Origin of the sequence: Acinetobacter sp. Res13-Abat-PEC15-P4-01 (assembly GCF_015676285.1) — a bacterium.
Taxonomy (GTDB): Bacteria; Pseudomonadota; Gammaproteobacteria; order Pseudomonadales; family Moraxellaceae; genus Acinetobacter; species Acinetobacter nematophilus.
The window spans coordinates 19,173-42,775 of sequence record NZ_JADAIN010000043.1; the positions used below are offsets into that span (position 1 = coordinate 19,173).

Annotated in this window: 24 protein-coding genes and 1 pseudogene; 9 read left to right on the top strand and 16 right to left on the bottom strand. The window is 37.8% G+C overall.

The genetic code is table 11. From position 1 onward, the window contains the following. Positions 1-15: 15 nt before the first annotated feature. The 5 genes from IMO47_RS15770 to IMO47_RS15790 form a co-directional block, all read right to left on the bottom strand. Positions 16-1,254 (bottom strand): DUF2252 family protein, encoded by a 1,239-nt coding sequence (locus tag IMO47_RS15770; RefSeq protein WP_196074893.1) that lies wholly within the window; start codon positions 1,252-1,254, stop codon positions 16-18. Positions 1,255-1,354: 100 nt separating this feature from the next. Beyond that, positions 1,355-1,978: an MgtC/SapB family protein gene (locus tag IMO47_RS15775; protein WP_196074892.1), complete on the bottom strand. Its 624-nt coding sequence runs from the start codon at positions 1,976-1,978 to the stop codon at positions 1,355-1,357. 109 nt (positions 1,979-2,087) lie between these two features. Further along, entirely contained in the window at positions 2,088-2,618 is a 531-nt protein-coding gene (locus tag IMO47_RS15780; protein WP_196074891.1) for a YaeQ family protein, read from the bottom strand. 56 nt (positions 2,619-2,674) lie between these two features. Then, entirely contained in the window at positions 2,675-3,688 is a 1,014-nt protein-coding gene (locus IMO47_RS15785) for a GTP-binding protein (RefSeq protein WP_196074890.1), read from the bottom strand. A 307-nt stretch (positions 3,689-3,995) separates the two neighbouring features. Then, positions 3,996-4,133, bottom strand: a complete 138-nt coding sequence (locus IMO47_RS15790) for a hypothetical protein (protein ID WP_196074889.1) — start codon at positions 4,131-4,133, stop codon at positions 3,996-3,998. 1 nt (position 4,134) lies between these two features. Here IMO47_RS15790 and IMO47_RS15795 point away from each other — a divergent pair, with 1 nt between their 5' ends. After that, complete coding sequence (locus tag IMO47_RS15795) at positions 4,135-4,362, top strand: hypothetical protein (RefSeq protein WP_196074888.1); 228 nt, start codon at positions 4,135-4,137, stop codon at positions 4,360-4,362. A 409-nt stretch (positions 4,363-4,771) separates the two neighbouring features. After that, on the top strand, positions 4,772-6,415 hold the full coding sequence (locus IMO47_RS15800; RefSeq protein ID WP_196074887.1) for a bifunctional 3-(3-hydroxy-phenyl)propionate/3-hydroxycinnamic acid hydroxylase: 1,644 nt from the start codon (positions 4,772-4,774) through the stop codon (positions 6,413-6,415). A gap of 124 nt (positions 6,416-6,539) precedes the next feature. Here the strand turns inward: IMO47_RS15800 and IMO47_RS15805 are convergent, their stop codons facing one another. The 4 genes from IMO47_RS15805 to IMO47_RS15820 form a co-directional block, all read right to left on the bottom strand. Beyond that, a complete protein-coding gene (locus IMO47_RS15805; protein ID WP_196074886.1) occupies positions 6,540-7,148 on the bottom strand; it encodes a glutathione S-transferase family protein in 609 nt (202 codons plus the stop codon). A 115-nt stretch (positions 7,149-7,263) separates the two neighbouring features. After that, positions 7,264-8,157, bottom strand: a complete 894-nt coding sequence (locus tag IMO47_RS15810; RefSeq protein ID WP_196074885.1) for a LysR substrate-binding domain-containing protein — start codon at positions 8,155-8,157, stop codon at positions 7,264-7,266. Positions 8,158-8,168: 11 nt separating this feature from the next. Beyond that, complete coding sequence (locus IMO47_RS15815) at positions 8,169-9,371, bottom strand: MFS transporter (protein WP_196074884.1); 1,203 nt, start codon at positions 9,369-9,371, stop codon at positions 8,169-8,171. Beyond that, positions 9,364-9,942 carry a TetR family transcriptional regulator gene (locus tag IMO47_RS15820; protein WP_196074883.1) on the bottom strand — a complete coding sequence of 193 codons (579 nt, stop codon included), beginning with the start codon at positions 9,940-9,942 and terminating at the stop codon, positions 9,364-9,366. The genes IMO47_RS15815 and IMO47_RS15820 overlap by 8 nt, the downstream gene beginning before the upstream one ends. Positions 9,943-10,225: 283 nt before the next feature. Between IMO47_RS15820 and IMO47_RS15825 the strand changes: the two genes are divergently transcribed. After that, positions 10,226-10,567: a hypothetical protein gene (locus IMO47_RS15825; RefSeq protein ID WP_196074882.1), complete on the top strand. Its 342-nt coding sequence runs from the start codon at positions 10,226-10,228 to the stop codon at positions 10,565-10,567. A 107-nt stretch (positions 10,568-10,674) separates the two neighbouring features. Here IMO47_RS15825 and IMO47_RS15830 read toward each other — a convergent pair whose 3' ends face one another. The 5 genes and pseudogenes from IMO47_RS15830 to IMO47_RS15850 all read right to left on the bottom strand — a co-directional run bounded on the left by IMO47_RS15830 (position 10,675) and on the right by IMO47_RS15850 (position 16,140). Next, the gene (locus tag IMO47_RS15830) at positions 10,675-11,196 is read right to left on the bottom strand and encodes an acyl-CoA thioesterase (protein ID WP_004828090.1); all 522 of its coding nucleotides are present in this window, start codon (positions 11,194-11,196) and stop codon (positions 10,675-10,677) included. A gap of 149 nt (positions 11,197-11,345) precedes the next feature. Next, positions 11,346-11,528: a hypothetical protein gene (locus IMO47_RS15835; RefSeq protein ID WP_196074881.1), complete on the bottom strand. Its 183-nt coding sequence runs from the start codon at positions 11,526-11,528 to the stop codon at positions 11,346-11,348. Between the two features lie 145 nt (positions 11,529-11,673). After that, positions 11,674-12,546, bottom strand: a pseudogene (locus IMO47_RS15840) (patatin-like phospholipase family protein); the annotation flags it as partial. A 597-nt stretch (positions 12,547-13,143) separates the two neighbouring features. Further along, on the bottom strand, positions 13,144-14,379 hold the full coding sequence (gene gltS / locus IMO47_RS15845) for a sodium/glutamate symporter (RefSeq protein ID WP_196074879.1): 1,236 nt from the start codon (positions 14,377-14,379) through the stop codon (positions 13,144-13,146). 516 nt (positions 14,380-14,895) lie between these two features. Then, a complete protein-coding gene (locus IMO47_RS15850; protein WP_196074878.1) occupies positions 14,896-16,140 on the bottom strand; it encodes a DcaP family trimeric outer membrane transporter in 1,245 nt (414 codons plus the stop codon). A 905-nt stretch (positions 16,141-17,045) separates the two neighbouring features. Between IMO47_RS15850 and IMO47_RS15855 the strand changes: the two genes are divergently transcribed. The 4 genes from IMO47_RS15855 to IMO47_RS15870 all read left to right on the top strand — a co-directional run bounded on the left by IMO47_RS15855 (position 17,046) and on the right by IMO47_RS15870 (position 20,938). Continuing rightward, a complete protein-coding gene (locus IMO47_RS15855) occupies positions 17,046-17,939 on the top strand; it encodes a phosphoribosyltransferase family protein (RefSeq protein ID WP_196074722.1) in 894 nt (297 codons plus the stop codon). A gap of 32 nt (positions 17,940-17,971) precedes the next feature. After that, the gene (locus IMO47_RS15860; protein WP_196074721.1) at positions 17,972-19,468 is read left to right on the top strand and encodes a nicotinate phosphoribosyltransferase; all 1,497 of its coding nucleotides are present in this window, start codon (positions 17,972-17,974) and stop codon (positions 19,466-19,468) included. Positions 19,469-19,628: 160 nt separating this feature from the next. Continuing rightward, positions 19,629-20,375, top strand: coding sequence for an NUDIX domain-containing protein (locus IMO47_RS15865; protein WP_196074724.1), 747 nt, complete (start codon positions 19,629-19,631; stop codon positions 20,373-20,375). Next, positions 20,372-20,938, top strand: coding sequence for a hypothetical protein (locus tag IMO47_RS15870; RefSeq protein WP_196074720.1), 567 nt, complete (start codon positions 20,372-20,374; stop codon positions 20,936-20,938). Before IMO47_RS15865 ends, IMO47_RS15870 begins: the two co-directional genes overlap by 4 nt. Here the strand turns inward: IMO47_RS15870 and IMO47_RS19730 are convergent. Together IMO47_RS19730 and IMO47_RS19735 are read right to left on the bottom strand one after the other, a co-directional pair. Beyond that, a complete protein-coding gene (locus IMO47_RS19730) occupies positions 20,890-21,354 on the bottom strand; it encodes a hypothetical protein (RefSeq protein WP_227552285.1) in 465 nt (154 codons plus the stop codon). The two genes, IMO47_RS15870 and IMO47_RS19730, sit on opposite strands and share 49 nt — an antisense overlap. Beyond that, complete coding sequence (locus IMO47_RS19735; RefSeq protein WP_227552284.1) at positions 21,351-21,590, bottom strand: hypothetical protein; 240 nt, start codon at positions 21,588-21,590, stop codon at positions 21,351-21,353. The genes IMO47_RS19730 and IMO47_RS19735 overlap by 4 nt, the downstream gene beginning before the upstream one ends. 107 nt (positions 21,591-21,697) lie before the next feature. Here IMO47_RS19735 and IMO47_RS15880 point away from each other — a divergent pair, with 107 nt between their 5' ends. Beyond that, positions 21,698-22,075 carry a VOC family protein gene (locus tag IMO47_RS15880; RefSeq protein WP_196074719.1) on the top strand — a complete coding sequence of 126 codons (378 nt, stop codon included), beginning with the start codon at positions 21,698-21,700 and terminating at the stop codon, positions 22,073-22,075. 265 nt (positions 22,076-22,340) lie between these two features. Further along, a complete protein-coding gene (locus IMO47_RS15885) occupies positions 22,341-23,594 on the top strand; it encodes an exonuclease SbcCD subunit D (RefSeq protein WP_196074718.1) in 1,254 nt (417 codons plus the stop codon). The last annotated feature ends 9 nt before the right edge of the window (positions 23,595-23,603 follow it).

A 23,603-nucleotide genomic window follows, 5' to 3' on the forward strand; every position in this document is an offset into this window, starting at 1 on the left:
TTCACGATTAGATGATTATTTGGAAGCTTTGCTTGAGTCCGCCATTACAGCAGCATAACTTTTACAGAAGCTTTGATAATCTTGCTCGACTTGTTGTGCATAATTATACGTGTATTTCAACAACTGCGTTTTCCAAAGTGTCGCATCTTGTGCAAAATTGATTAATTCGTCTGCATTTGATGAACCTTTACGCCCTGCTGAACGAAGTTGTGCATAGGCAATCAAACGTGCCATGTTATAGCAAGCATCTGTAAACTTTTTAGGCTTGTCCATACACTGTTTAAAATCAATTTTATCCTGTTCTGGCTGTAAGGCTTTGACAATATAGGCTTGACCATTGAAATCAAGCCTTGATAATTCGGCAGGTGTTTCATACTGCATGAGTGTTTGAATAAACTGAATGCGTTGTGCTTGATCTGTCCATTCTGGTTGTTCTATTTTTAAAAAGGGAGACAGACTCAAAGAAGAGGTCTGGGCTTGCTTTACATCAAATAAAATATAGTTTTTATTATCAGAATCATAGACTAAAAACACATAGCGATCTAAACCGATACTTCCTGTTCCTGCAACACGTACTGCAACATCTAAAACTTGCCAACGAATGATGGGCTGTTGGGCAGGAGGATTTAAATAGGTCGTAAACATGCTGATCAATTCTGCATAACGTTTTTTTGAATCAATCTTAAAATACTTCTTTTGGTCTATCTTTAAATAACGTTGCTGTGTCTTTTTATCTAAAACTGAGTGCGTTTCAATAAACTCGATGAAATCACGTTCGGACACCATTTGGATATATTTCTTTAGCATCCCATCTACAGTTTCTTTTTCTACAGCGTAGGCTTTTCCAAAAGCAAGCGCTTTTATATACTCATCCAACAATTGCTCTGCAATTATTTTTAAGTTCTCATCTGTGATATTGAGTGCCTTACCTGCCAAAAAGATACTGCAGATGAAACGGGAAACATCCCAAGTTGGATGGGCCAAAATGGCTTCATCAAAATCATTCAAATCAAAATAAACCACTTGATGACGACTTCGGTAACTACCAAAATTTTCGACATGTAGATCACCGCAGATCCATGTTGTTGTCAGATCAGACCAAGTCTGTTGAGCAGCTAAATCCTCATAATATAAATGACATGAGCCCCGAAAAAAGCGGAATGCACTGCTGGTCATCAATGTGTATTTCATCGCAGTAAATTGAGCATCTCGTGACTGATTAAAACTGCAAATACGTTCAAAAGGATCTCGCATCAGTCAACTCCCGTGTTTTAATAAAAATCAAACTACTCTGTTAAGCTGAATTTTGGATGAATAAATCCACAATATACAGTATTGATAGAGAGTAATTTTGTTAAAAGCTAAGCTCTTTAATATCGGGATCCAACAATAAATAATGGGTTAATTTCTTATGGTTTTGGGCAGATCCGATTAAAACCCAACGCCCAATGATCTGCTTTTCTGTTTTATTCTGCATCCCACGTAAAATCTTCATATTATATTTTTGAAATAGCGTTTCATATTTATCTAAGGTTTCTTGCTGATAATCACACAAAATTCGATAATTACGGGATTGGTGAATGGCTTCAATTTTATCCTGAAAATATACCAGAAATACCAAAACAATCAGCACCAAGATTGTTCCGATACATGCTAAATATTCATAGCCAGCACCAGCCGCCATACCTAAAGCAGCGACCATCCATATGGTGGTCGCTGTGGTAATTCCAGAAATCCGATTGTCATCTTTAAAAATAACCCCTGCACCTAAGAAACCTAATCCTGTCAAAATATTGGCAGCTAAGCGATCTGGATTCTCTACACCAATTTTAATCGAAAGAATGGTGAATAAACACGATGCAAGACTGACCATGATCATGGTTCTTAAACCAGCTGACTTACTGCGATACTCACGTTCCGCACCAATGATTGCGCCAATCGCCAAAGCCATAAGTAAATGATAAATGTCGTTGTTCATGCGTCAGTCAACTTGCTGAGGTTTGATCAATCTAGATATACGAAATTTAGGCAAAAAAAAGCAAGCGATTCGCCTGCTTTTTCTCATTAAATTTATTTTATGCCAGAGATCATTGAAGTTGCGTCCATTCGATCACAGCTTGAGCATCATCACCAATTAGTGTCCACTCACCATCCATTACGTTTAACTGTAATTGCATGGTCCGTTGGCATAAGGCTTGAACCGCTGTTGTACTTGCTTCAGACAATTGCCAAACTTGAACGTTGGACAAGGTTTTTAGCTTGGAACTTCTCTTATACCACTCTGCAACAGCTGAACCATACGCCACTACGGCTACCTCTTTACATCGTGCAGCTGCCTTTTTGACTTTATCTTCATCAGGTAACCCCACTTCAATCCATTTGACCAATTGCCCCGTCAGGTCTTTTTCCCATAGTGCAGGCTCATCTGTCTCAAACAAATCTTTGGTAAACTCTAGTTGCTCATCTGCAAAACGGGCAAAAGCCAGTACACGAACCATCAAACGTTCAATTGTTTCAGATGGATGTAAAGCCATCGTCAACTGATAATCGCCATATTGATGTACATCCATATTGGCAATATTAAGATCAGCCTTATAAATTGTTGCTTTTAATGCCATGAAAGTTCCAAAAAGTTCTTCAATATGGCGCACAGTCTATAAGATTTCTGAACGGATTACTGCGTTTTTTCTAATGGGTCAATCCGACAGTTTAATAAAGCCATTTCAAGCGTTTCCCAATCGCGGTCATGCAGGGTAATAAGCTCAATACGATTGTCCAGACTTTGTTCCCCTGATTTATAATTCAAATGGTCAGGATTGAAATTAAAAACCATCCAACCTTGATCGGTATTGAAAATAGCTTTAATTCTTAACCAATCTGTTTGTTCACACAAGACATCTAAAAGTTCATAAAAATCGAATTGCCACCGTTTTGAAAATTTCCAACCGACCACAGTATAACCATTCGAAGTTTCAACATAGTGATAAGGCAACTGTTTTACAGCAGGAAGCTGTTCTGTGGAATTTAATTTTTTTTGGACTTGGATTAAGGGTACAACTTTTCGCTGAGTTGCTTGATGTGGTATATCCAATTGTTGAATATTCAAATGCCCCTGTTTCGCCAATAGCCATGTTTGGATAGAAGCAAAATAGTCACTTTTAAATTGGGTCAATACCAAATCATCCATTTCCGACATGGTATCGGCATGTGATACCACAACCAATTGGGCAGCTTTTAATTGATCTTGATAGAGTTCTTGATTCACCCATGCAGCATCGTGTAAACGGCTACCATCGATCACCGTTACTAATGCACGCATGTCTATTTGCGCCTGCCACTGCGGCTCCATCAATTGTTCCAGAAGTTGCGCGGGATGTCCTAAACCTGTAGGCTCAATAAATAGCCGGTCTGGACGCTTATCAAAAATTAAGCGAGATAATGCAATTTGCATGGGAAGTTGACCAGCACAACATAAGCAACCGCCCAATAACTCTTTCACTTCATAGCCGGAGTCTTGGGGTAAAAGCTGTTGATCAATACCAATATGTCCAAACTCATTCATTAAAACTGCCCAAATTTCCCCTTCAGGCTTTTGTTGCAGTAAATGCTGTAATAGGGTTGTTTTTCCTGCCCCTAAAAATCCAGAAATAATGTGAGTTTTAACCGCTTTCTCAGTAAAAATCTTCAAAATATCACCCGACCTAATAAAATAAACATATGAACAGTTATACTCGACTCTTCCCATTATCACGTAAAATTTGCCAAGAGTTTCAAATTTAAAATCTATTATTTAAATTAATTTTACAAAAACAATCTAAAAGTCCAATAAATCATTCATTCAGATCACATAATCAATGTTAATTACGGTAAACAATCGGTATGTTTTTTGATCACTTTTTCATATTTACATACATTTTAGCATTGCAAAAAAAGTAGAATAATCACAAAAAAACAACACAATACAATGATTTGTTTTAAATATGTAATCGACCTTGTTATGCTTTGTTGCTGAGGTTGCCCAATTTTTCATCTGCACTTAGCATGACTTTACTCCCTGTGAACTGCAACGCATTTAACAACTGACTGCTTTCACAGGTCGCTTTACGATCAATTCTATGAATTAAGGATGCCAAAATGAAACTCGTTAAAACACTTTTAGCAACTACACTTGCCTTGACTGCTTTCTCAACTTTTGCCGCTACAGATACAGCTGCTACTGAAGCAGAGAAAGTTGTCGTATCAACTCAAGAGCAACCAGCTGCTACTGAAGATGCTCAAGCTGCTGGACAACCAACGGCTCAACCAGCAACTGAAAGTGCTGCTGAAGCGCCTGCAACTTCAGCACCTCAAGCTGGTCAATAAGATTTAACTCCTCCCGAGTGAACAATTGAATTGCCATTCATGGCAATTTAAAATAAAAAGACTGGATCATGCTGCGATTCAGTCTTTTTTATTTACTTTTTAAGTTCATCTGCCAGTCATTGATGAATATCTTCAGTCTTGTTTAAATCTATTTGCTGAGATCGATTCAAAAAAAAGATTTTCGTCGTCCCAAATCGTGCCAAGCGTATTTAGAATAATTTTAAATCTCAGAATATTGAGCTGAATAATAGTAAAAAACAATCATTGAGTTCTATTTTCATATACCTCAATTTATCAGATCAACTTAAAAAACAATGTATTACAATATGCTTTAAGCAAGCAGTCCATTACAGGATCTCAACCAACCCACTATGGCATAGCTTGGAAGAAGCCATGATTTCAGTCATTAATGACTTATTATTGTGACTGGAATGGAATAATTGCTGTGAGTTCAAAGATTGATTACACCACACAAGTGGCTATTTTGGGTGCGGGACCAGTGGGTTTGACCATTGCCAATTATCTCAGTAAGCAAGGTGTGCAAGTCACTGTGATTGAACAGTTAGAGCATTTAATTGATTATCCCCGTGCAATCGGTATCGATGATGAATCTTTACGTACGATCCAATCGTTGGGCTTAGTGGACAAAGTTCTACCGCATACCACACCTAATCATGCCATGCGTTTTTTAACGCCCAAAGGACGATGCTTTGCTGATATTCAGCCATTAACACGTGAATTTGGCTTTTCACGACGTAATGCATTTATTCAACCCCAAGTAGATCAGGTACTCTTACAAGGTTTAAATCAATATCCAAAAACACAAGTCCTGTTCGCACGTGAGTTGAGCACATTTAGCCAAGATGATCAGGGTGTCACCCTAACCTTGCAAAATAAAGATCAAAAACAAGAAACAGTTTATGCCCAATATTTAATTGCCTGCGATGGAGGAAATTCAATTGTACGGCGCAGCCTAAATATCGGCTTTGCTGGCAAAACAGCACCCAATCAGTGGATTGTGATTGACATTGAAAATGATCCTCTTGCCAAACCACATATTTATTTGTGTTGCGATCCCGTACGCCCTTATGTATCGGCAGCCCTACCTCATGGAATTCGTCGATTTGAGTTTATGGTGATGCCTGGAGAAACACAGGAAGAGTTAAGTAAACCCGAAAATATTACAAAATTACTTTCTAAGGTTTTGCCCAACACAGACGGCATCGAAGTCATTCGTCAACGAGTCTATACCCACAATGCACGTATTGCAGATAAATTTCGAGTAGATCGTATCTTACTTGCAGGTGATGCAGCCCATATTATGCCCGTTTGGCAAGGTCAAGGTTATAATAGTGGTATGCGCGACGCATTTAACTTGGCATGGAAAATGGCACTCGTTGTTCAAAACAAGGCAAGCCCAGAATTACTGGATTCATACCAGATCGAACGTAAAGATCATGCCAAAGCAATGATTGATTTATCGGTGATGGCTGGCCATGTTCTCGCGCCACCCAAAAAATGGCAAGGCTTCGTGCGTGATGGTATCGCATACATGCTGAACTATATTAAGCCAGTCCAACAATATTTGTTAGAAATGCGTTTTAAGCCAATGCCTAAATATCATGCAGGTGCTTTGGTCAAAGACCATCATAAAAACTCTCCTGTAGGTAAAATGTTTATTCAACCCATGGTACAACTTGAGAACGGACAAACATGTCTACTGGACGAAGTCATTGGAAATGACTTTGCCATAATTGCATGGGGTGTTGACCCGCAATGGGGACTAGATGAAACCAATATCAAAAAATGGCATGCTTTAGGGGTAAAATTTATTCAGGTACTTCCCGTTGTTCAGCTCAATAATGAAAAACGTAAATTGTATGAAAATGTGATTACGATTGGAGACCCGGCTACAGAAATTCGATCGTGGTTTAGTCAAACTGATCAAGCAATTGCAATCTTGCGTCCAGATCGATTTGTTGCTGCGTTGGCTATTCCGCAAACCGTGAATTCAATAAGCCAGCAATTATTTACCCAACTCCATGCAAAATAAATAATCTCAGCACACCACGCTCAAGCGTGGTGTGCTGTATAAGTACCCAACTTTATTGACTGCTGAACATTGTTATTGGAGATTCAGCAGATTGAAACAACCCAAATAAGCTTCGCAGTTTCCATTAAATCATCTGAATCCAGGCGATATCTTTAACTGTTTCACGCTTTTGAACCATCTGAATAAACGGTTTGAATTCATCTAAATAGGGTACAATTTTAAAGGATATCGCATAGATCAACCAATATGCCAAAAAAAGATCTGCAGCAAAAATCCTATCTCCGAGTAAATAAGGATTGGCTTGACCCAGACCAGATTGAATAAACCGATAGACACTTTGTTCTGTTCCAAAAGCTAGACTTCTCCGTTTTTCCTGGATTTGTTCTGCTGAAACACCCAAGCTTTTTATGTCCATAAATTCAGTTAAAGGTCCATGACAAAAAAATAGCCACTTCAAATATTCCCCGCGTTTTGGGTCATTTAAAGTCGGAGCAAAGCCCTTCTCAATATATTTATCTGCCAAATAAGCAAATATAGCGGGCGTTTCTGAAATTACTGAACCTTGATCCACTAAAAATGGTAGCTTTGCCATTGGGTTTAAAGCCAAATATTCTGGTTGATTTAAATTTGCATAATCAACTTGAATAATATCAACTTGATCTTCTATTTCTAACTCTTTTAATAAGGGTAAAACAGTATTTCCACGAGAATGTGCATTGGTATAAAGTTGCATTATGTTCAATCCCATTTTTTTATGTTTTAAATATAGCCAAATTGAATTTGCTAAGCAAAGCAATCTAGAGCATTTCAGTTTATTTTTGATATAGGAAAGTTCTCGATATTCCTGATCAGAACATCTCTGTATAAAACTGTTCTTTTAAAATTTTTAAAATCATACTGATGACCTCATTTTTCTGTTGCTTACGATAACTCGCATACAATCCAATCACTGGCAAAGGTTCAAGTGTATTTTTGACAACAATCTTATCTCCCAGTAATGGAATAACATAAGCAGGTACTAAACTCCAGCCTACCCCCATTCCCACTAAATTTACATTAAGTAAAATATTGGTCGACTTCTGGACCACATTGACCGCTAGTTTAGACTGCCTAAAAAATGCCTGAATAATTTTGTATAGTTGTGGAGATGCTGCTTCATCGCTAATCACGAAATCTTGCTGATCAAATGCTTTGATACTGATGTGTCGTTGATCTGCCAAAGGCGAACTTTTAGGAATAATCAATGCTAAAGGTTCTTGAAAAATTTGAACATGCTCAAATTCCTCACAATCTTCGGTATAACGCGTAAAAGCAATATCAATCTCACCTTTTTTTAGTGCGATAAACTGCTCATGATCTGTCAGACTTTGAAAATCGATTTTGAGTTTGGGAAAGTGAGCTCGAATATTGGGCATGATATATGGAAAAACCTTCATTTCAGCAACAGGTACAAAACCAATTTTTAATTGATCTTTGTGCATATTCGCAATTTGACGCGCCTCATAAATTGCCCTTTCTGCATGTTCCAAACTTAACAATGCTTGTTTTAAAAAAGCACGACCTTCTTCTGTCAGTTCAACCTTACGATTTGATCGAATCAACAACTGCACGCCCACTTCGTGTTCAAGATCTTTAATTTGCTGACTTAACGAGGGTTGTACCGTAAACATTCTTTGCGCAGCTTTGGTAAAGTTTAATTCTTCAGCCACTGCAACAAAATACCTTAAATGACGTAATTCCATACTATTTCCTTCTAGCGTGAGGCAAGTTGTGGTGCAACTTTGATGGTATAAAACAGCATCGCGATCAACATCACGAAGGCACAAAATAAATAAGTCAATGAATAGCCACAATAAGCAATCAATACCCCCATCACAATTGAACCTGCCGCCATCCCCACATCAAATAAAGTAAAAAAGGTCGCAACTGAATGTCCCATCCGCTCCTCGGAAACAGACTGGATTGCAACAGTTTGAAAACATGGAAATAGCGACCCATAACCGACTCCGATAAAAACCGCAGCCAACCACAAAGTCCATTGATTGGAGAGTAAACTCACAGTTACAAGCCCGATAATGAAGAAAATAAAGCAAGGATAAACAACAAAATTTGCGCCTTTGCGATCAAAAAATTTGCCAACCCAAGGGCGAACGAGCAACATCGATATGGCAAAGATAATAAAGAATAAACCGACGGCACTCAGTAAATGCTTAGACTCGGCATAGGTACTGATAAAACTCATGACACTGGAGTATGCAAAAGCGGTAAGTAAAGCCACCAATCCGATTGGAATCACTTTAAATTCCACAATATCGTGAATGGAAAGAGTTGATTTCTTATTGGGTGTTATATTTTTTTCCAGTCTATCCTCATCTACAGGCAAGATTAAGCAAAAAATCAAGCCAATCACCATCATCAATGTTAAAACTTTAAATAAGGTCATAAAGTCAAAGTATTGCAAAATGGTCAGTGCAATAAAGGGTCCAAAAACAACTCCCAGATTGGTCGACATTACAAAGTATCCCATCCCTTCGCCCTTACGGCGATGAGGAATAAATGCATGTACGATCGGAACAGTCACGGTGGTTAAAATACTAAACCAAACCCCATGAATGAAACGTACCACTAACAGAATCCACAATTGATCTGCCATTAAATAAGTAAAAGCGATCAACACAAAGAGCAATGCAGCCCCCCGGAACAGCCGCTTTTTACCAATCTTTTGCATGAGCAAACCAGAGAAAGGGCGAACTGCAATTGAAGACATCAGAAATAAGGTTAAAGCCAACCCGGCTTCTCTTACCGAGCCACCCAACGATTTCATGATATAAATAGGCAGTACAGTTAAAAGTGCAAAATAATAGGTAAATAAAAATAGATTATTGACCATACAAAGAATAAAAAATCTATTCCACGGAACATCTATTCCATGATTTGAATCATCAGCACTAGACATATGATTCTCCCCTTCCAGCATAGCGAACAGGAGCTAAAACCCGTGTAATGAGCCCATCAATATAGCTCGAAGTTGAAATAGGATTAAATGAGATGCTCTGATAGTGAATTGAAGCGTGTAAGGTATCAAGCAACAATTCAATAGCATCCTTAACGCTACTTTCCTTGGCTTGGATCACGAGCTGGATTAATTTCCATCTTTGTTCACGGCAGGGCAAAAGATGTCGCTTAATAAAATCACCCGCAGCCTCACGACATTCAGCCTGTACCAGCAATAAAGCACGACTGATATGATGCGCTAAGGCTTTAGACATTTCGATCAATTGTTGTCTTGAATTATCTTCAAGATTTTGCTCAAAATCCATGTCAAGCACGTCATCTGCATGTACCTTAAAAGCATCCAATAGCAAATCAGATGTATGCGCCCGCCATCTATAAATGGTTGATTTTGCGCTCCCTGTACGCATGACAACCGCATCCATTGTGAGTTGGGAATCATCCTGATATACCAATATACCTATGTCTCTGTCTAAGATAGATTGTTTAGGACAGGCTTCCGTTGCAATATCCATCATCCCTGCTTTCTCAACAAAACGATATGTCGCGTTTTATTGTAGAGCGCAGTTGATTTTTCCCTAAATCGTTATTTTCTTGTGTATGAGACTTTAAAACGATCAATCTTTTGTTGCGTAATAGCCCTTTACCAAGTTCTTTTTCTGTAAAGTGCTACACTTTGTTATTCTGACTGAGCTCACTTCATAATTCGGCTATAATGTTTTAGCCTCAAATGACACGCTTCAATTTGGGAAATTTATAAATAAAATCTGTGATATAAAGATTAATGAGGAAAATACAATGTTAAAAAAATTGATGGGTCTTGGTTTATTGACCATCCTACTGACTGCATGTGGAAAACCTTTACCTGTGGATAAACAGGATTATTCAGGTACATGGCAAAGCGAGGACGGTCGTGTAAATTTGAGAATTACTCCTGAAGGACGCGTTGAGTATAGCAACAAACAACCTAATTCAAGCTCATCAGTATCCGCCCCGATTTCTAAATTTGAAGGCACTAACTTTAGTGCTGGTGTTGGTCCATTTTCCACTGAATTTAAAGTTGCTCAAGCACCAAAACAGACTGAACAAGGAACATGGACAATGACTGTAGATGGTCATGTCCTCAATAAAGTGAATTAATCTATGCTTGAATATCAGGGTGATCTGCTCACATTCTCGTTTTAAAACATTTTAAACCTTGAAAAAAACCCTCTTTCAACAAGAGGATTTTTTTAACTATAAAACAATTAATTATGCGAAGACTTTTTATAAATACTGCATGAAGGATGGTGATTCTCTTGTAAACGTGCCACCTTACGATGCTCAGCAGCTTCAAAACGGCAACGTTTCCAATCATTGTCCAAATTCAATGCAGGAATCTGTTTTGGCTTTCCATTTTCATCAACAGCAACCATGGTGAAATAACAGCTGTTGGTATGGCGGACAGTTCGCTTTTGAATATTTTGTGCTTCAACACGAATACCGATTTCCATTGAGGTACGACCTACATGGTTGACACTGGCAAGAAATGTCACCATTTCTCCGACATGAATCGGTTCTTTAAAATTCACTTTATCGACAGAAAGCGTAACAACGTAGCTACCAGAATAACGACTCGCGCAGGCATAGGCAACCTGGTCAAGAAGCTTGAGGATGGTTCCACCGTGTACATTACCTGAAAAGTTTGCCATATCTGGGGTCATTAAAACAGACATGGTTAATTCTGATTGGTCATCTGTAGCTGGGATCAATTGATCTAATGGAGACATCGTATACTAGACTCTATTTTAGGCAGGACATTTATATGGCTATTATTATATATCTTTTCTAATAAAAAACATGCTTAATTCGGCAATTGACCATTCTCTCAATTTATGATTACAAATATAATCATTTATTTGGAATATAGCTTATTGTTTTATCCACCATTTTCAATCTTTTTGAGCATCTCCGCTGCAATATTGCCATATTTAAAAATTTGCCGATCTGACACATAATGCTGAATTTCATATGAACGATCTGGGTTGATTTCAACAATTTCAAAAATTGTATTCGGCTGTGTTGCGATTTTTACTTTTTCGCCAATCTCAAATTTATTCATCATCTCACCCGATACTCAGATTTGAGTATAATTAATTAAAATTATCATTAAACGATAAAAGTATAGTATTTAAAAACCTACAGGTAAACGCTGTTGTAAGTAGCAGATGGATCCAGAAACAAAATAAGCTGCTTTAAAAATACTTTTAATTCTGTACTTGATATTGCTGCTGGATATTTTCAGAACCATGCTTACTTGCAATCACCACTTCCAGATCATGAATGCGCTGGTTTGCGGCATCAATACCTGCTTGCATCGTATCTTGACGACCTTTTACATCAAAGATATGTGCTTTTTCCCGTAAATCGGGTTGAATCACAATATCTGCATTTTTTAATTCTTCTGCAGCCAGTTTATTTTGCATGATATTGATGTTTTGATTAAACAAGCCCCAAACATTGCTTGTTTCTGTATTTACAGGCTGCGCCAGAATATCGACAGCAATGACCACATCCGCACCTAATTCCTTGGCAATATTGACAGGTACAGGGCTGACTAAACCACCATCTACGTATTCTTTGCCTTTGATCATGGTCGGAATAAACATACTGGGAATCGAGACAGAAGCTCGTACTGCTTGCCCTGTATTACCATAATTAAAAATAGTTTTTTCTCCATGTTGTAATTCAGTTGCCACAACATACATTGGAATTTTCATCTTTTCTAAAGGTATTTGATTGATTTGCTTGTTGACATAGTCCTCAACTTTTTGCCCATCAAAAAAACCTTTCATACCAATCTTGAAGTCACGCACATCCCCTACTTTCATATCCAAGGCGATTTGACGTAATTGTTCAGCTGATTTACCACTGGCGTAAATTGAACCAACAATACTGCCCGCACTGGTCCCCACAATAAAGTCAGGTTTAATACCATGTTGTTCCAATACTTCAATCACACCGATATGGGCATAACCACGAGCGCCGCCACTCCCTAAAACAAGTGCAATCACTGGTTTTTTCTTTGGGGACTGTTGATACTGATAAAAGCTTTTATCCAATCTAGACGATGCTTCAGAAACCGGATGAACGGATGCGCCCTTGGTCTGTAAATTTTTTATGGGTGAATGACTACATGCAGCTAAAAAAAGACTACAAAGCAAAGAAATTAAAGCTTTATTTAACAATGACATATATTCTCAGATCAGGGCATAATCCAAAGGTGCATGTATCTAAGCATATTTTTTATGATTTTGCTGTTGTATTTATTTAAACTGTCATCATTCCTGGCTATATGATCAAAATTTTTAAGTTCAAAATACATGTTGAAATCAGCACATTTCTATTCTTCCATGCAGTGAGTTCAACATTTTTGATTTTTCAGCATTGCCCTACTGGACAAAATCAGTCAGCACGCCTTCGACTCAAAACTCAATCAGCTGAATCAATGTGATTGTAGTTGGCTTTGTTCTTCCCGATCATTATGCCAATCCCAGAGAAAAACCTGGATAAGCGATCAAAGATGTTCATCACAGTGTTGAGGGTATCTCGTTCAAAATAAATATTTCAGTGCTTGTCTGTGCTGCTGTCATTTTTTACTGTGTGATGTGGGAAATACACTGGCATAAAAAAGCCAGTGATTCACTGGCTCAATACAGCACAACAATACAATCAGATTAGGCAATAAATTTAAGAATCAATTGAATCACTGTCGCATTAATTAAATCGACAAAAAAAGCACCGCATAACGGGACAATCAAAAATGCTTTATGAGAAGGACCATACATATTGGTAATTGCTTGCATATTGGCAACTGCTGTTGGCGTTGCACCCATACCAAAACCACAATGACCTGCTGCTAACACTGCTGCATCGTAGTTTTTCCCCATGACTCTGAATGTCACAAATGCAGCATACAGGGCCATTGTTAGTGTCTGGGCAGAAAGAATCACCACTAAAGGACCCGCTAGATCTGCCAATTGCCAAAGTTTTAACGATAGCAGAGCCATTGCCAAATAAAGTGATAATGCTGCGTTGCCAAATACATCAATCGCACGGTCGAACATTTTAATGCGAAGAACACCTTCCAGTACATTACGAAGGATAACTCCTCCTGCAAGTGCCCATACGAATGTCGGTAACTCAAACCATTGTCCTTTACTGTACCCTGTCATAAATTCTGCAAAAGCCAAACACGCAGCAAAAAGACCAAGCGTGGTAATTGCATTGTCAGCAGTGATTAAGCGGACTTGATGCGGGTACTCAAATGGAACATATTCACCCAGTTCAGTTACTGCCTGCTGATTGGTTTCATCCACTTCTTTTTGTGTCTTAGGACTGGATAACTGGTAACGGTTGATCAACAATTTTGCCAATGGACCGCCGATAATTCCCCCAATAATCAAACCAAAAGTCGCACTTGCCATACCCAATGCCAATGCACCTTGTATGCCATGCTGGGTTTCAAGGATTTCACCCCAAGCACCCGCAGTACCATGACCACCTGTAAGCGTGATTGATCCTGCAATCAAACCAACAAGCGGGTCTAAGCCCAGTGCAGTGGCCAAGCCCATTCCGACAAAGTCTTGTACCACGATAAATGAAGCAACGCAGACCAGAAAAATGACTAAGCCCAAACCACCTTCTTTTAATTTAGCAAAATTGGCACTTAAACCAATTGAAGCAAAAAATACCAACATAAAACTGGTTTGTAGTTCACTACTGGTGGTAATGCTATACCCCCAGAAATTGTGTACCAACAACGACAGTATTGCAGCAACCAGACCACCTGCGACAGGCTCAGGAATATTGTACTTACGCAAAAACTCAATTTTATTAACAAGGAAGCGCCCCAATAACAATACAATGACTGCAGCAATCAAGGTATAAAAGGCATTGAAAGAAAATTCCATAATAATTATCCATGCTTTGGCTATATTTTTTGCTGTAAAGTGATGCAAATTTATGCTACTAAACTTTGTAATCAGATACGCTTAGCAGTTACTGAATCACTTGGTAGACACAACAAAAAATAAATAAAAGGCAGATTTTCAATCTTGAAAATCCAAAGTTTTCTCGAAAAAATAAGCTTAGAGATAAACTGAATTACAATGTTGTAGAAATTTTGGAAAGAAAATGGTCATGATGTTACTCCTATTATTGATAAAAGATCATTTCATCAAACAATGAGAAATACAGTCCTGATAAGTCATTTGCTTCACAGAACAGGCCAAAACATGTGATTCATCTATCTGACAGCATCAACATGCAAAAAAAAGAGCGTCAATTATGCATTTTTTTTGATAAATGTCTAACTAAACATTTAAAAAATTTTGTTATAAAAATCTATCTTCGGCAAACTTTAGGGATGCAATAAAAATAGAAAAGCCGAGGAAAAATTCTCGGCTTTTCTGTCATGAATGTCTAAATTAGAAATTATATTTAGCCATTAAACCTACACGGTTATCTTTATATGATTGACCCGCAAAAGTTTCACGTTTACCGTTGATATACTCAATACCCAAATCAATTGGTTTCGCAGGTGAGTAAATCACGTTTAACCATGCTTGTTGAACTTTTTCATTTGCAGATTTGTTCGCTTTTGCGAAGTCTGTGCCATTGTCAGCAAACAATGCACCATATGCTAAAGTTGAACGCAGGTTCGGTAAAATTTTATAAGTACCGCCCACTTGGAGTGCTGTGAATTCATTCTGTTCAATATCACCATTTACGACAGAGTAAGCATTGTTACTGCCATATAGGTAGTTGCTGTTACCCACAACATAAGAAGCATCAGCAAAAAGTTTTAAAGGATCAGCAACTTTAAAGTCTGTACCAACTGCAACACCCCAACCTGTCTTGTCTTTGCCAATATTATTGTCTTTGTAGTTTTCTACTAAAACACGTGCAGATGCATTGCCGTTACCATCAGCATATGATTGTACAATTTTACCAGTTAACACAGGAAGGCTGTATTTAATCGCAGTACCTGTTATGCCCGTACTATTGCCTTCCTCAGCAGCAACCAATAATTTGGTAGCGGGTGCTAAGTTATATGCATAACGGACTTGAGGAATACGTGTAGTACCACCACCTGCGTTCGTTGCAAAGTCAATCATTTCTGGCGCATGGCTAGATAAGAAGTTAGATGTTGTTTGACCGAATAACCAGTTGTTATAGGTTAAGTAAGCATGACGGATACGAAGGTTTTCATTTACGCCATTACCCGCAAAGTCAACTTCAACCTTACCGCCAACTTTAGCATCACCTACTGGTGTATTAAAATCTAAGCCGATACGTGTTGTTTTTGCTGTAGCACGAAGTTTGTCCTTCGCTTCACCATTGGTTGAACTAATTTTGTTGAAATCGTCGTCACCGCCTTCAATGATATAGTTCGCATCACCGCGTACAAAACCATAAATGTTAATGTCAGCGCCAGATTTTGATTTTAAACCTGAAGAACCCGATGCAGGTGCCGATTCAACTTTAGACTCGACTAAACGAACTTGCTGCTGCTGTTGTTGAAGCAATGCTTTTAATTCTTGAACTTCATTGCGTAATTGTTGAATCTCTTGGCTGTCAGAAGCAGCTTGAGCTGTATTTACCATCAAAGCAGTGACTGTTAATGCTAAGCTTTTGATAATAAATGACTTGCGATTTGTGAATAGACTCATGAAATACTCCTAGCCTTATTTATGATGTGCATCCGTACAATTTGACCTTTTAACCCCAGAACTTTGCTAAAAAATCAATTTTTCTTGTTTTCTTCAGTAGTCTCTCAAACACCACATTAAAAAAACATTGCACATATATGCTTGCTATTAAATTATGAAAGCGTTGAAACTAAGTTAAAACCCAAAAGTAACAATTTGTGTATAATTCTTACACTGTTGTAATCTAGCCTAACTCAACCCCTTATTTAAAATCAGTTTTACCGAATAAGACTTTGATTTCAATTCTTTTTTCAGATTAACATTTCTATAATTATTATATAATCGGGGGCTTAGCGAAATCTTGACCAACACCCGTCGCTCAATATACGACTATCGTATATAGTCTAATTGATGGAAAACCAAGCTTTTTAGAGAAATTGAAAGGACAATGAACCGCTTTTAAATTATATTTTTCTTATTTTATGTCTTTAATCATCTTACTGTCCCTCTAAGATGACAGACTTTTTATCTAAATTTTAGAAGATCCTAAATGGCATTCACCAATATCTTACGATGCAGGAATTACTCAAAATTAAAATTGTTGAATTAGATTCATCATATTTATCTTAATTTAAATCATACTTTTCCACCCCAGTCTTATTTTAAAATTAAACAAAAGTTCAGTAAACCGATTTTCTGCTTGAGCTGATCCTGTATTCAGCAGTTCAGGATTATAGATACATTTTGAGCATATTCAGAAAATAATCATAAAAATAACTATATAACAATCACTTAAAAAACAAAGTTAACACAAATCATCTCAACCCATCCCATTGTAATCTTTTGTAAATGGTACTTGTTAAGTAAATAGGCTTTATGACACTATATATGTATTGGCAATAAGCCACCTTATAAGAGTCTATGTTATGTCTATTCAAATCCAAGATTCAAAACAAAACCTGATACCTGTACAGACGATCCAATTTGCAGGTGGTGAAAGACATATTCAAATTTCAGCTGATATCTTGAACTCATTGAAAGGGAAAATTCAAATTCAAGCAAAAATTGCCAATAGCCAAGATCTCATGGATTACTTATTGCTTGAAAATGTATTGCTCAATCAAGGTTTAGAAATTGATTTAGAAATCCCTTATTTTCCCTATGCACGTCAAGACCGTATTTGCGCCACTGGACAAGCTTTTTCATTAGAAGTTATGACCAGGCTGTTAAATATCAACCATGAAAAGTTTCCGCAGCAACGTAAATCCATCAAGATCTGGGATGCTCATAGTGTTGTGACAGAAAAACTTTTACAGGAAAACACACACTTTTTTGAGATTGAAAATGTCCAACCCAGTGAAATCATTTTAAAAAATGCATCATTGCAAGCTTATTTAACTACACAAGAAAGCATTTTGGTTTGCCCAGATGCAGGTGCAAAACTGCGAACAAAAGCGATCGCCCATGCTGTGAATCGGTTACGTGATGATGAAATTGGCATGGTTTACTGTGAAAAAAGACGTGATCCGGTCACTGGCAAAATCCAGAATGCTCAAGTCAACGCACAAGATTTAACAGGTAAAACAGCGGTCATTACGGACGATATCTGTGACGGTGGTGCAACGTTTATTGGTATTGCACAAGAGTTAAAAAAATTAAATTGTCAGCAGGTGATCTTATATGTCACACACGGCATTTTTAGTAAAGGTTTAGAGGTTTTTGATGGTTTGATCGATCAGATTTTTACTACAGACAGCTTCCCTCAAACCGAAAACCCAAAACTCAACATCATCGAATTCAGTTGTTTCAGTGCATTTTGATTGTCTAATTTTAATCATCCAGGAGAACAATAATGAGCTTAAAAATTAATCCACTCAATGCCATCGATTTTTATAAAGCAGACCACAGACGTCAATACCCTGCTGGTACTGAGTATGTATATGCTAATTTTACTCCGCGTTCTTCACGTTTAGCTCAAATGCTACCGGACTTTGACGATAAGATCGTGTTTTTTGGTTTGCAGGGTTTTATCAAACATTTTTTAATCGAGACATGGAACGAAGGCTTTTTCCAACAAGATAAAAACAAAGTGATCACTGCCTATAAACGTCGAATGGACAATGCATTAGGTGAAGGTTCTATCCCAGTCGATCATATTGAAGCCTTATATGACTTAGGCTATTTACCGATCCGGATCAAGGCTCTAGCCGAAGGGAGTCGAGTGAACATGAGAGTTCCTGTACTGACGATTGTAAATACCTTACCTGAATTCTTTTGGTTAACCAATTACTTGGAAACTGTATTAAGTGCAGAATTATGGAAGAGTTGTACGACTGCAACAATCGCTTTTGAATATAAACGTTTACTCACAGCGTATGCGATCAAAACTGGTGCAGCTTTGGATTTCGTTCCTGTGCAAGGTCATGACTTTAGCAGTCGAGGAATGAGTGGAATTTATGATGCTACACAGAATGGCATGGGTCACTTAACCAGCTTTATCGGTACAGATGCCGTTTCAGCAATAGATTATGCTGAAGAGTATTACAATGCAGACGGTGTTGTCGGTGTTTCTGTTCCGGCAACAGAACACAGTGTGATGTGTATGGGCAGTGAAGATGATGAAATTGGAACATTCAAACGTCTAATCACTGAACTTTATCCATCTGGCGTGGTCAGTATTGTGTCTGATACTTGGGACTTTTGGCGAGTCATTACAGAGTTTACTGTTGAATTAAAAGATGAAATTCTTGCTCGTCAGCCAAATGCTTTAGGACTTGCCAAACTGGTTTTCCGACCTGACTCTGGAGATCCTGTAAAAATCATTTGTGGTGATCCTGATGCAGAAGTTGGCAGCCCTGCCTATAAAGGTGCGGTGGAATGTTTATGGGAAATCTTCGGAGGGACTGAAACAGATCGAGGCTACAAAGTGCTCAATGAACGTGTTGGTCTGATTTATGGGGATTCGATCACGTTAGAACGAGCTTTAAAAATCTTACAGGGATTAGAATCCAAAGGCTTTGCTTCCAATAATCTTGTATTTGGGATTGGTAGTTATACTTATAACTATTTAACTCGTGACACTTTTGGCTTTGCGGTTAAAGCAACTTGGGGACAGGTGAATGGTGTTGCACGTGAATTGTTTAAAGATCCTATCACTGATTCTGGAACAAAAAAATCAGCCAAGGGGCTACTTCGTGTTGAAAAAACTGAAACAGGATTTGTACTGTTTGATCAACAAACAGCAGAGCAAGAGCAACAAGGAGAGCTAAACACGGTGTTTGAGAATGGTCAATTGATTCAAGAATGCTCATTGAATGAAATTCGTGAACGATTACAGAATGAACTGTAGCTATTTGATATAAGCCCTGCTTTTCTGTAGGGCTTATATGCGTTCACACCTAGAAGACTTCTCTCTTTTTAATCAAGAAATTTTCTACTTGGAGAAATGCTTTCACCCTGCAATAATCAAAGACAATCCATGATTTTCATAAAATTAAGTGAGCCTTATTGTGACCTTGAATGCTGAACAGGAATTTCTGTCGAGTTATAATAAAAAAGACTTTGATGCTCCCCTTTTTACAGTCGACATGGCTATTTTTTCTGTGGATGCAGGACAACTACAGGTTTTATTGATTAAACGTTCCAATTTTCCACAGAAAAATCAATGGGCACTCCCAGGTGGCTTTGTTGATTTAAGCCAAGATGCTGATTTAATGGCTTCTGCGCAACGTAAACTGGTTGAAAAAACGGGGCTTCAATCTCCCCATTTAGAGCAAGTTGCAACAGTGGGGAATGCAAGGCGTGATCCTCGCGGTTGGGCTGTCACAGCCTTGTACTTTGCACTGATTGATTTCAAAGAATTTCAGCAAGTCACTACCGAACAAACGGAATATAGTGAATGGGTTTCCGTTACGGAAGCAAAAAAACGAGATTTGGCCTTTGATCATTTACAGCTTTTAGATATGGCAATTGAACGTTTGAGCAGTAAAGCGCGTTACACCGCTCTACCGGTCAGTTTGATGCCAAAACTATTTACGTTGACTGAATTACAGCAGATTTATGAAATTATATTGGGTCAAAACCTAGAAAAGAAATCCTTTAGACGGCGTATGATTGAAGCGGGTGCAGTTGAGGCAACAGATCAATCTAAAATTGCGGGTAAACGCCCTGCTCAACTCTACAAGTATGCTTTGGAGAGCTATGATTTCCATTTTCCAAGAATTTTGGAATATCCACGGGAATTAAATCCGTCATGACTGAGATAAGATTAGTTCAAGCTTTTCCTAAAGAACTATTCAATGATGTTAGGGTGGTGGCTCAATATCTTGAAAATCAGAAAATCCAACTTCATGACAATACCCAATGTGAAGTGATCATTCATCATGCTTTGATCAGGATACCTGCCAGAATCTATATCAACGCTGTGCAATCTGTTGAGTTTCAAAACTTTCCATTGATACAACGTCAAATTCTATGGTGTATTTTCACGCGCCATCATGATGGTTTTGTTCGGCAAAAAGCGCTTGAAAAACTACTTCAGCAAAATCTTGAATATTTTATGACGCCATTTATCTTTCAGTTGCTAGGTGAATATGTGGCTGAAATTTTGAAAATCATTGAGCCACATCTTAATGAAGATAATCAAAACAAATGGAGTGATTTTATAGTGGAAAATTGTCAGTATTTTCAAACTACACAAAGCAGAATAGTCAGTTATTGGAATGAATACTATCGGTCAAGCTATCCTGATTTTAAAAACTATATTGGTCATCAAATTTTAACCAAGCTCAAAAAATATGAGGAATCACGATTTAAATGAAATGCATAATTTAAGTTTGATTTATTGGTTACCAAAACAATCACATAAGTTCCAATCTGTATTTTTTCTTCTAAGCAGCATGCCAGATGCTCTAAAAAATTCATTATTTTTATATCTTCAAAAGACAAATCCCTAAGATCCGAAACAATTTTCTGTACTGCATTGTGATCAAAATAATTATCGGAACAAGGATCAGAACCACCTTCGAATTCATTTCTCTGCGGGCTCCACAATTGAAATATAGGTTTAAATATTTCAATCAGATAAGCAAAATCATCCTCTGGAATAAAATAGGTTCTATTCTTTTCATGTTGGACCTTGACTAAGTTTTCATCTTCTGCCCAAATAAAGAAACCCACTTTAGTAACATATTTGGGGTTTTCCGCTATGGTCAATTTAATTGGACGTTGATTCAATTCATCAATCTTTTCAATATTTTTTCAACATTCTGCTGATATACAGGATGTGTGTAATCTGCTTTCGCGAGCGTTTCATCACACCCTGTTGTTAAACAGATTTCGTTGAGTTTATTTTGATGAAACATCGCAAACGATTGTTCAATATCGTCATTATTTTGTTTAATTAACGACAAAGCGTCTCTCAGAGGAACATTTATTTTTACCCGTAACGCCTTGAGCTTTTCATTCTTCATAACATACTCGTTTATTCATTCTATTTTTCATTTTCAATATTTATACATCGTCACTGCTCAAATCATCTTATGTTAATGACACGATCAAATGTCGATGGAGAATAATAATGAACAACCTATGCTATTTTGAAATTCAGTCTTCAAACCCTGAACGTGAAGTTAAGTTTTATCATGAAGTCTTCGGCTGGAAGTTTAGCAAAGTCGAAGGTTTACCGATTCAATACTTTCAAATTGAAACAGCAACGCTCCATGGTGGTTTACTGGAACGTCCCGCCCAAACCCCACCTACTCACTCTGGAACCAATGCCTTTACCTGTTCTTTTGAAGTTGAAGATTTTGATCAAACAGCTGAAAAAATTTTAGCCTTGGGTGGTCGTGTCGCCATGGAAAAATTCGCCATTCCCCACAAATGCTGGCAAGGCTACTTTTTAGATGCAGATCATAATACATTTGGCTTGGTTCAAGTTGATCCAAATGCACAATGATTTTCAAAACGTGAAAGATATTTTTAAAATAAACTCAGGTAATGAATAAATACATTTTATATTGTCGTATGTCTGTTTTTCACAGCTTGACGAAACTGATGATTGAGTTGAACACAAGGGACGAGTGGCTGTTTACTCAATCAATTTCAGTCGAGTTGAGCAATAAAAAATAGGCTTATTCAATCAACACAAAAAAACTTCTTATCTCATTCATCCCTGAATTTATGCTACCTTATTTTACACCGCATTAAGATCAAACACGCACATGACTGTACGCTTTCTTCATACTTCAGACTGGCATCTGGGACAATTCTTTTATAACCACTCGCGCCAGTATGAACATGAACATTTTTTAGCGTGGTTATTGCTGCAGATTCAAGAAAGACAACCCAATGCCTTGTTGATTGCAGGTGACATTTTTGATGTGATTAATCCAGCCTCATCGGCTCAAAAACAGTTATATCAATTTCTTGCAGATGCACATGATCTTGCACCGCATATGCAAACCCTCATGATTGCAGGAAATCATGATTCAGGTTACCGCATTGAGCAAGTGGAACCTTTACTTGAGAAATATCACGCCAAAACAGTTGGGGTTATCCATAAAAATAGTCAAGGTCAAATTGACTTAGATCGTTTACTCATTCCTATTTATGATCCACAACGCAATATTGTTGCATGGTGTCTCAGTCTGCCCTTTTTACGCCCAGCTGAAATTACAGGATTTAATGAGCAAACTCATAACAGTCAAAATGCGATTGCCTATTTGCATCAACAGTTGATCTCAGAAGCCAGAAAAAGAAAAACTGATGACCAAGCGCTGATTTTAATGTCACATGCGCACATGCAGGGTGGTGAAACTTCCGACTCTGAGCGCCCAATTATTGTGGGCAATGAAGAAGCCCTTTCAACAGCCTTATTTGAAGATATTCTCGATTATGTGGCACTTGGACATTTACATAAACCACAAAAAGTAGGGCAAGCGCATATTCGTTACAGTGGTTCGCCAATTCCACTGTCATTTAGTGAAATCCACTATAAACATCAAATCATAGACGTACGGATTGACCCATCAAAAACAGATGAATCCCGTTTTGATTTTGAAAGTGTTTATATTCCTCGGAGTGTACAACTCCATAAAATCAAAGGTGAATTGAACACTGTCTTCGCTCAGTTAAATGCTTTGCCAAGCGGAGAAATTGACAATATTGACCATCGTGAATATGTCGATATTGAATATCATACCGATGTTCCTCCACCACCAAATTTGCGTCAACAATTTGAACAAGCTTTGCCCAAAGACCGTTACCGCTTGGTCCGTATTTCACGACAATACTTAACTAATGAAAATGATGGGAATGCACCGCGTACAATCCATCTAGAGCCACCTACCCCAGAGAAACTGTTCCAACAACTTTGGGAAAAAAATGGTTATGCAAATGATAATGCTGTTTTCAAAGACTTTTTAAATTTGCTGCAAGAAGCGGAGAAGTCACTCGAAAATGAACCTGAAGCATAGGAGTTTGTT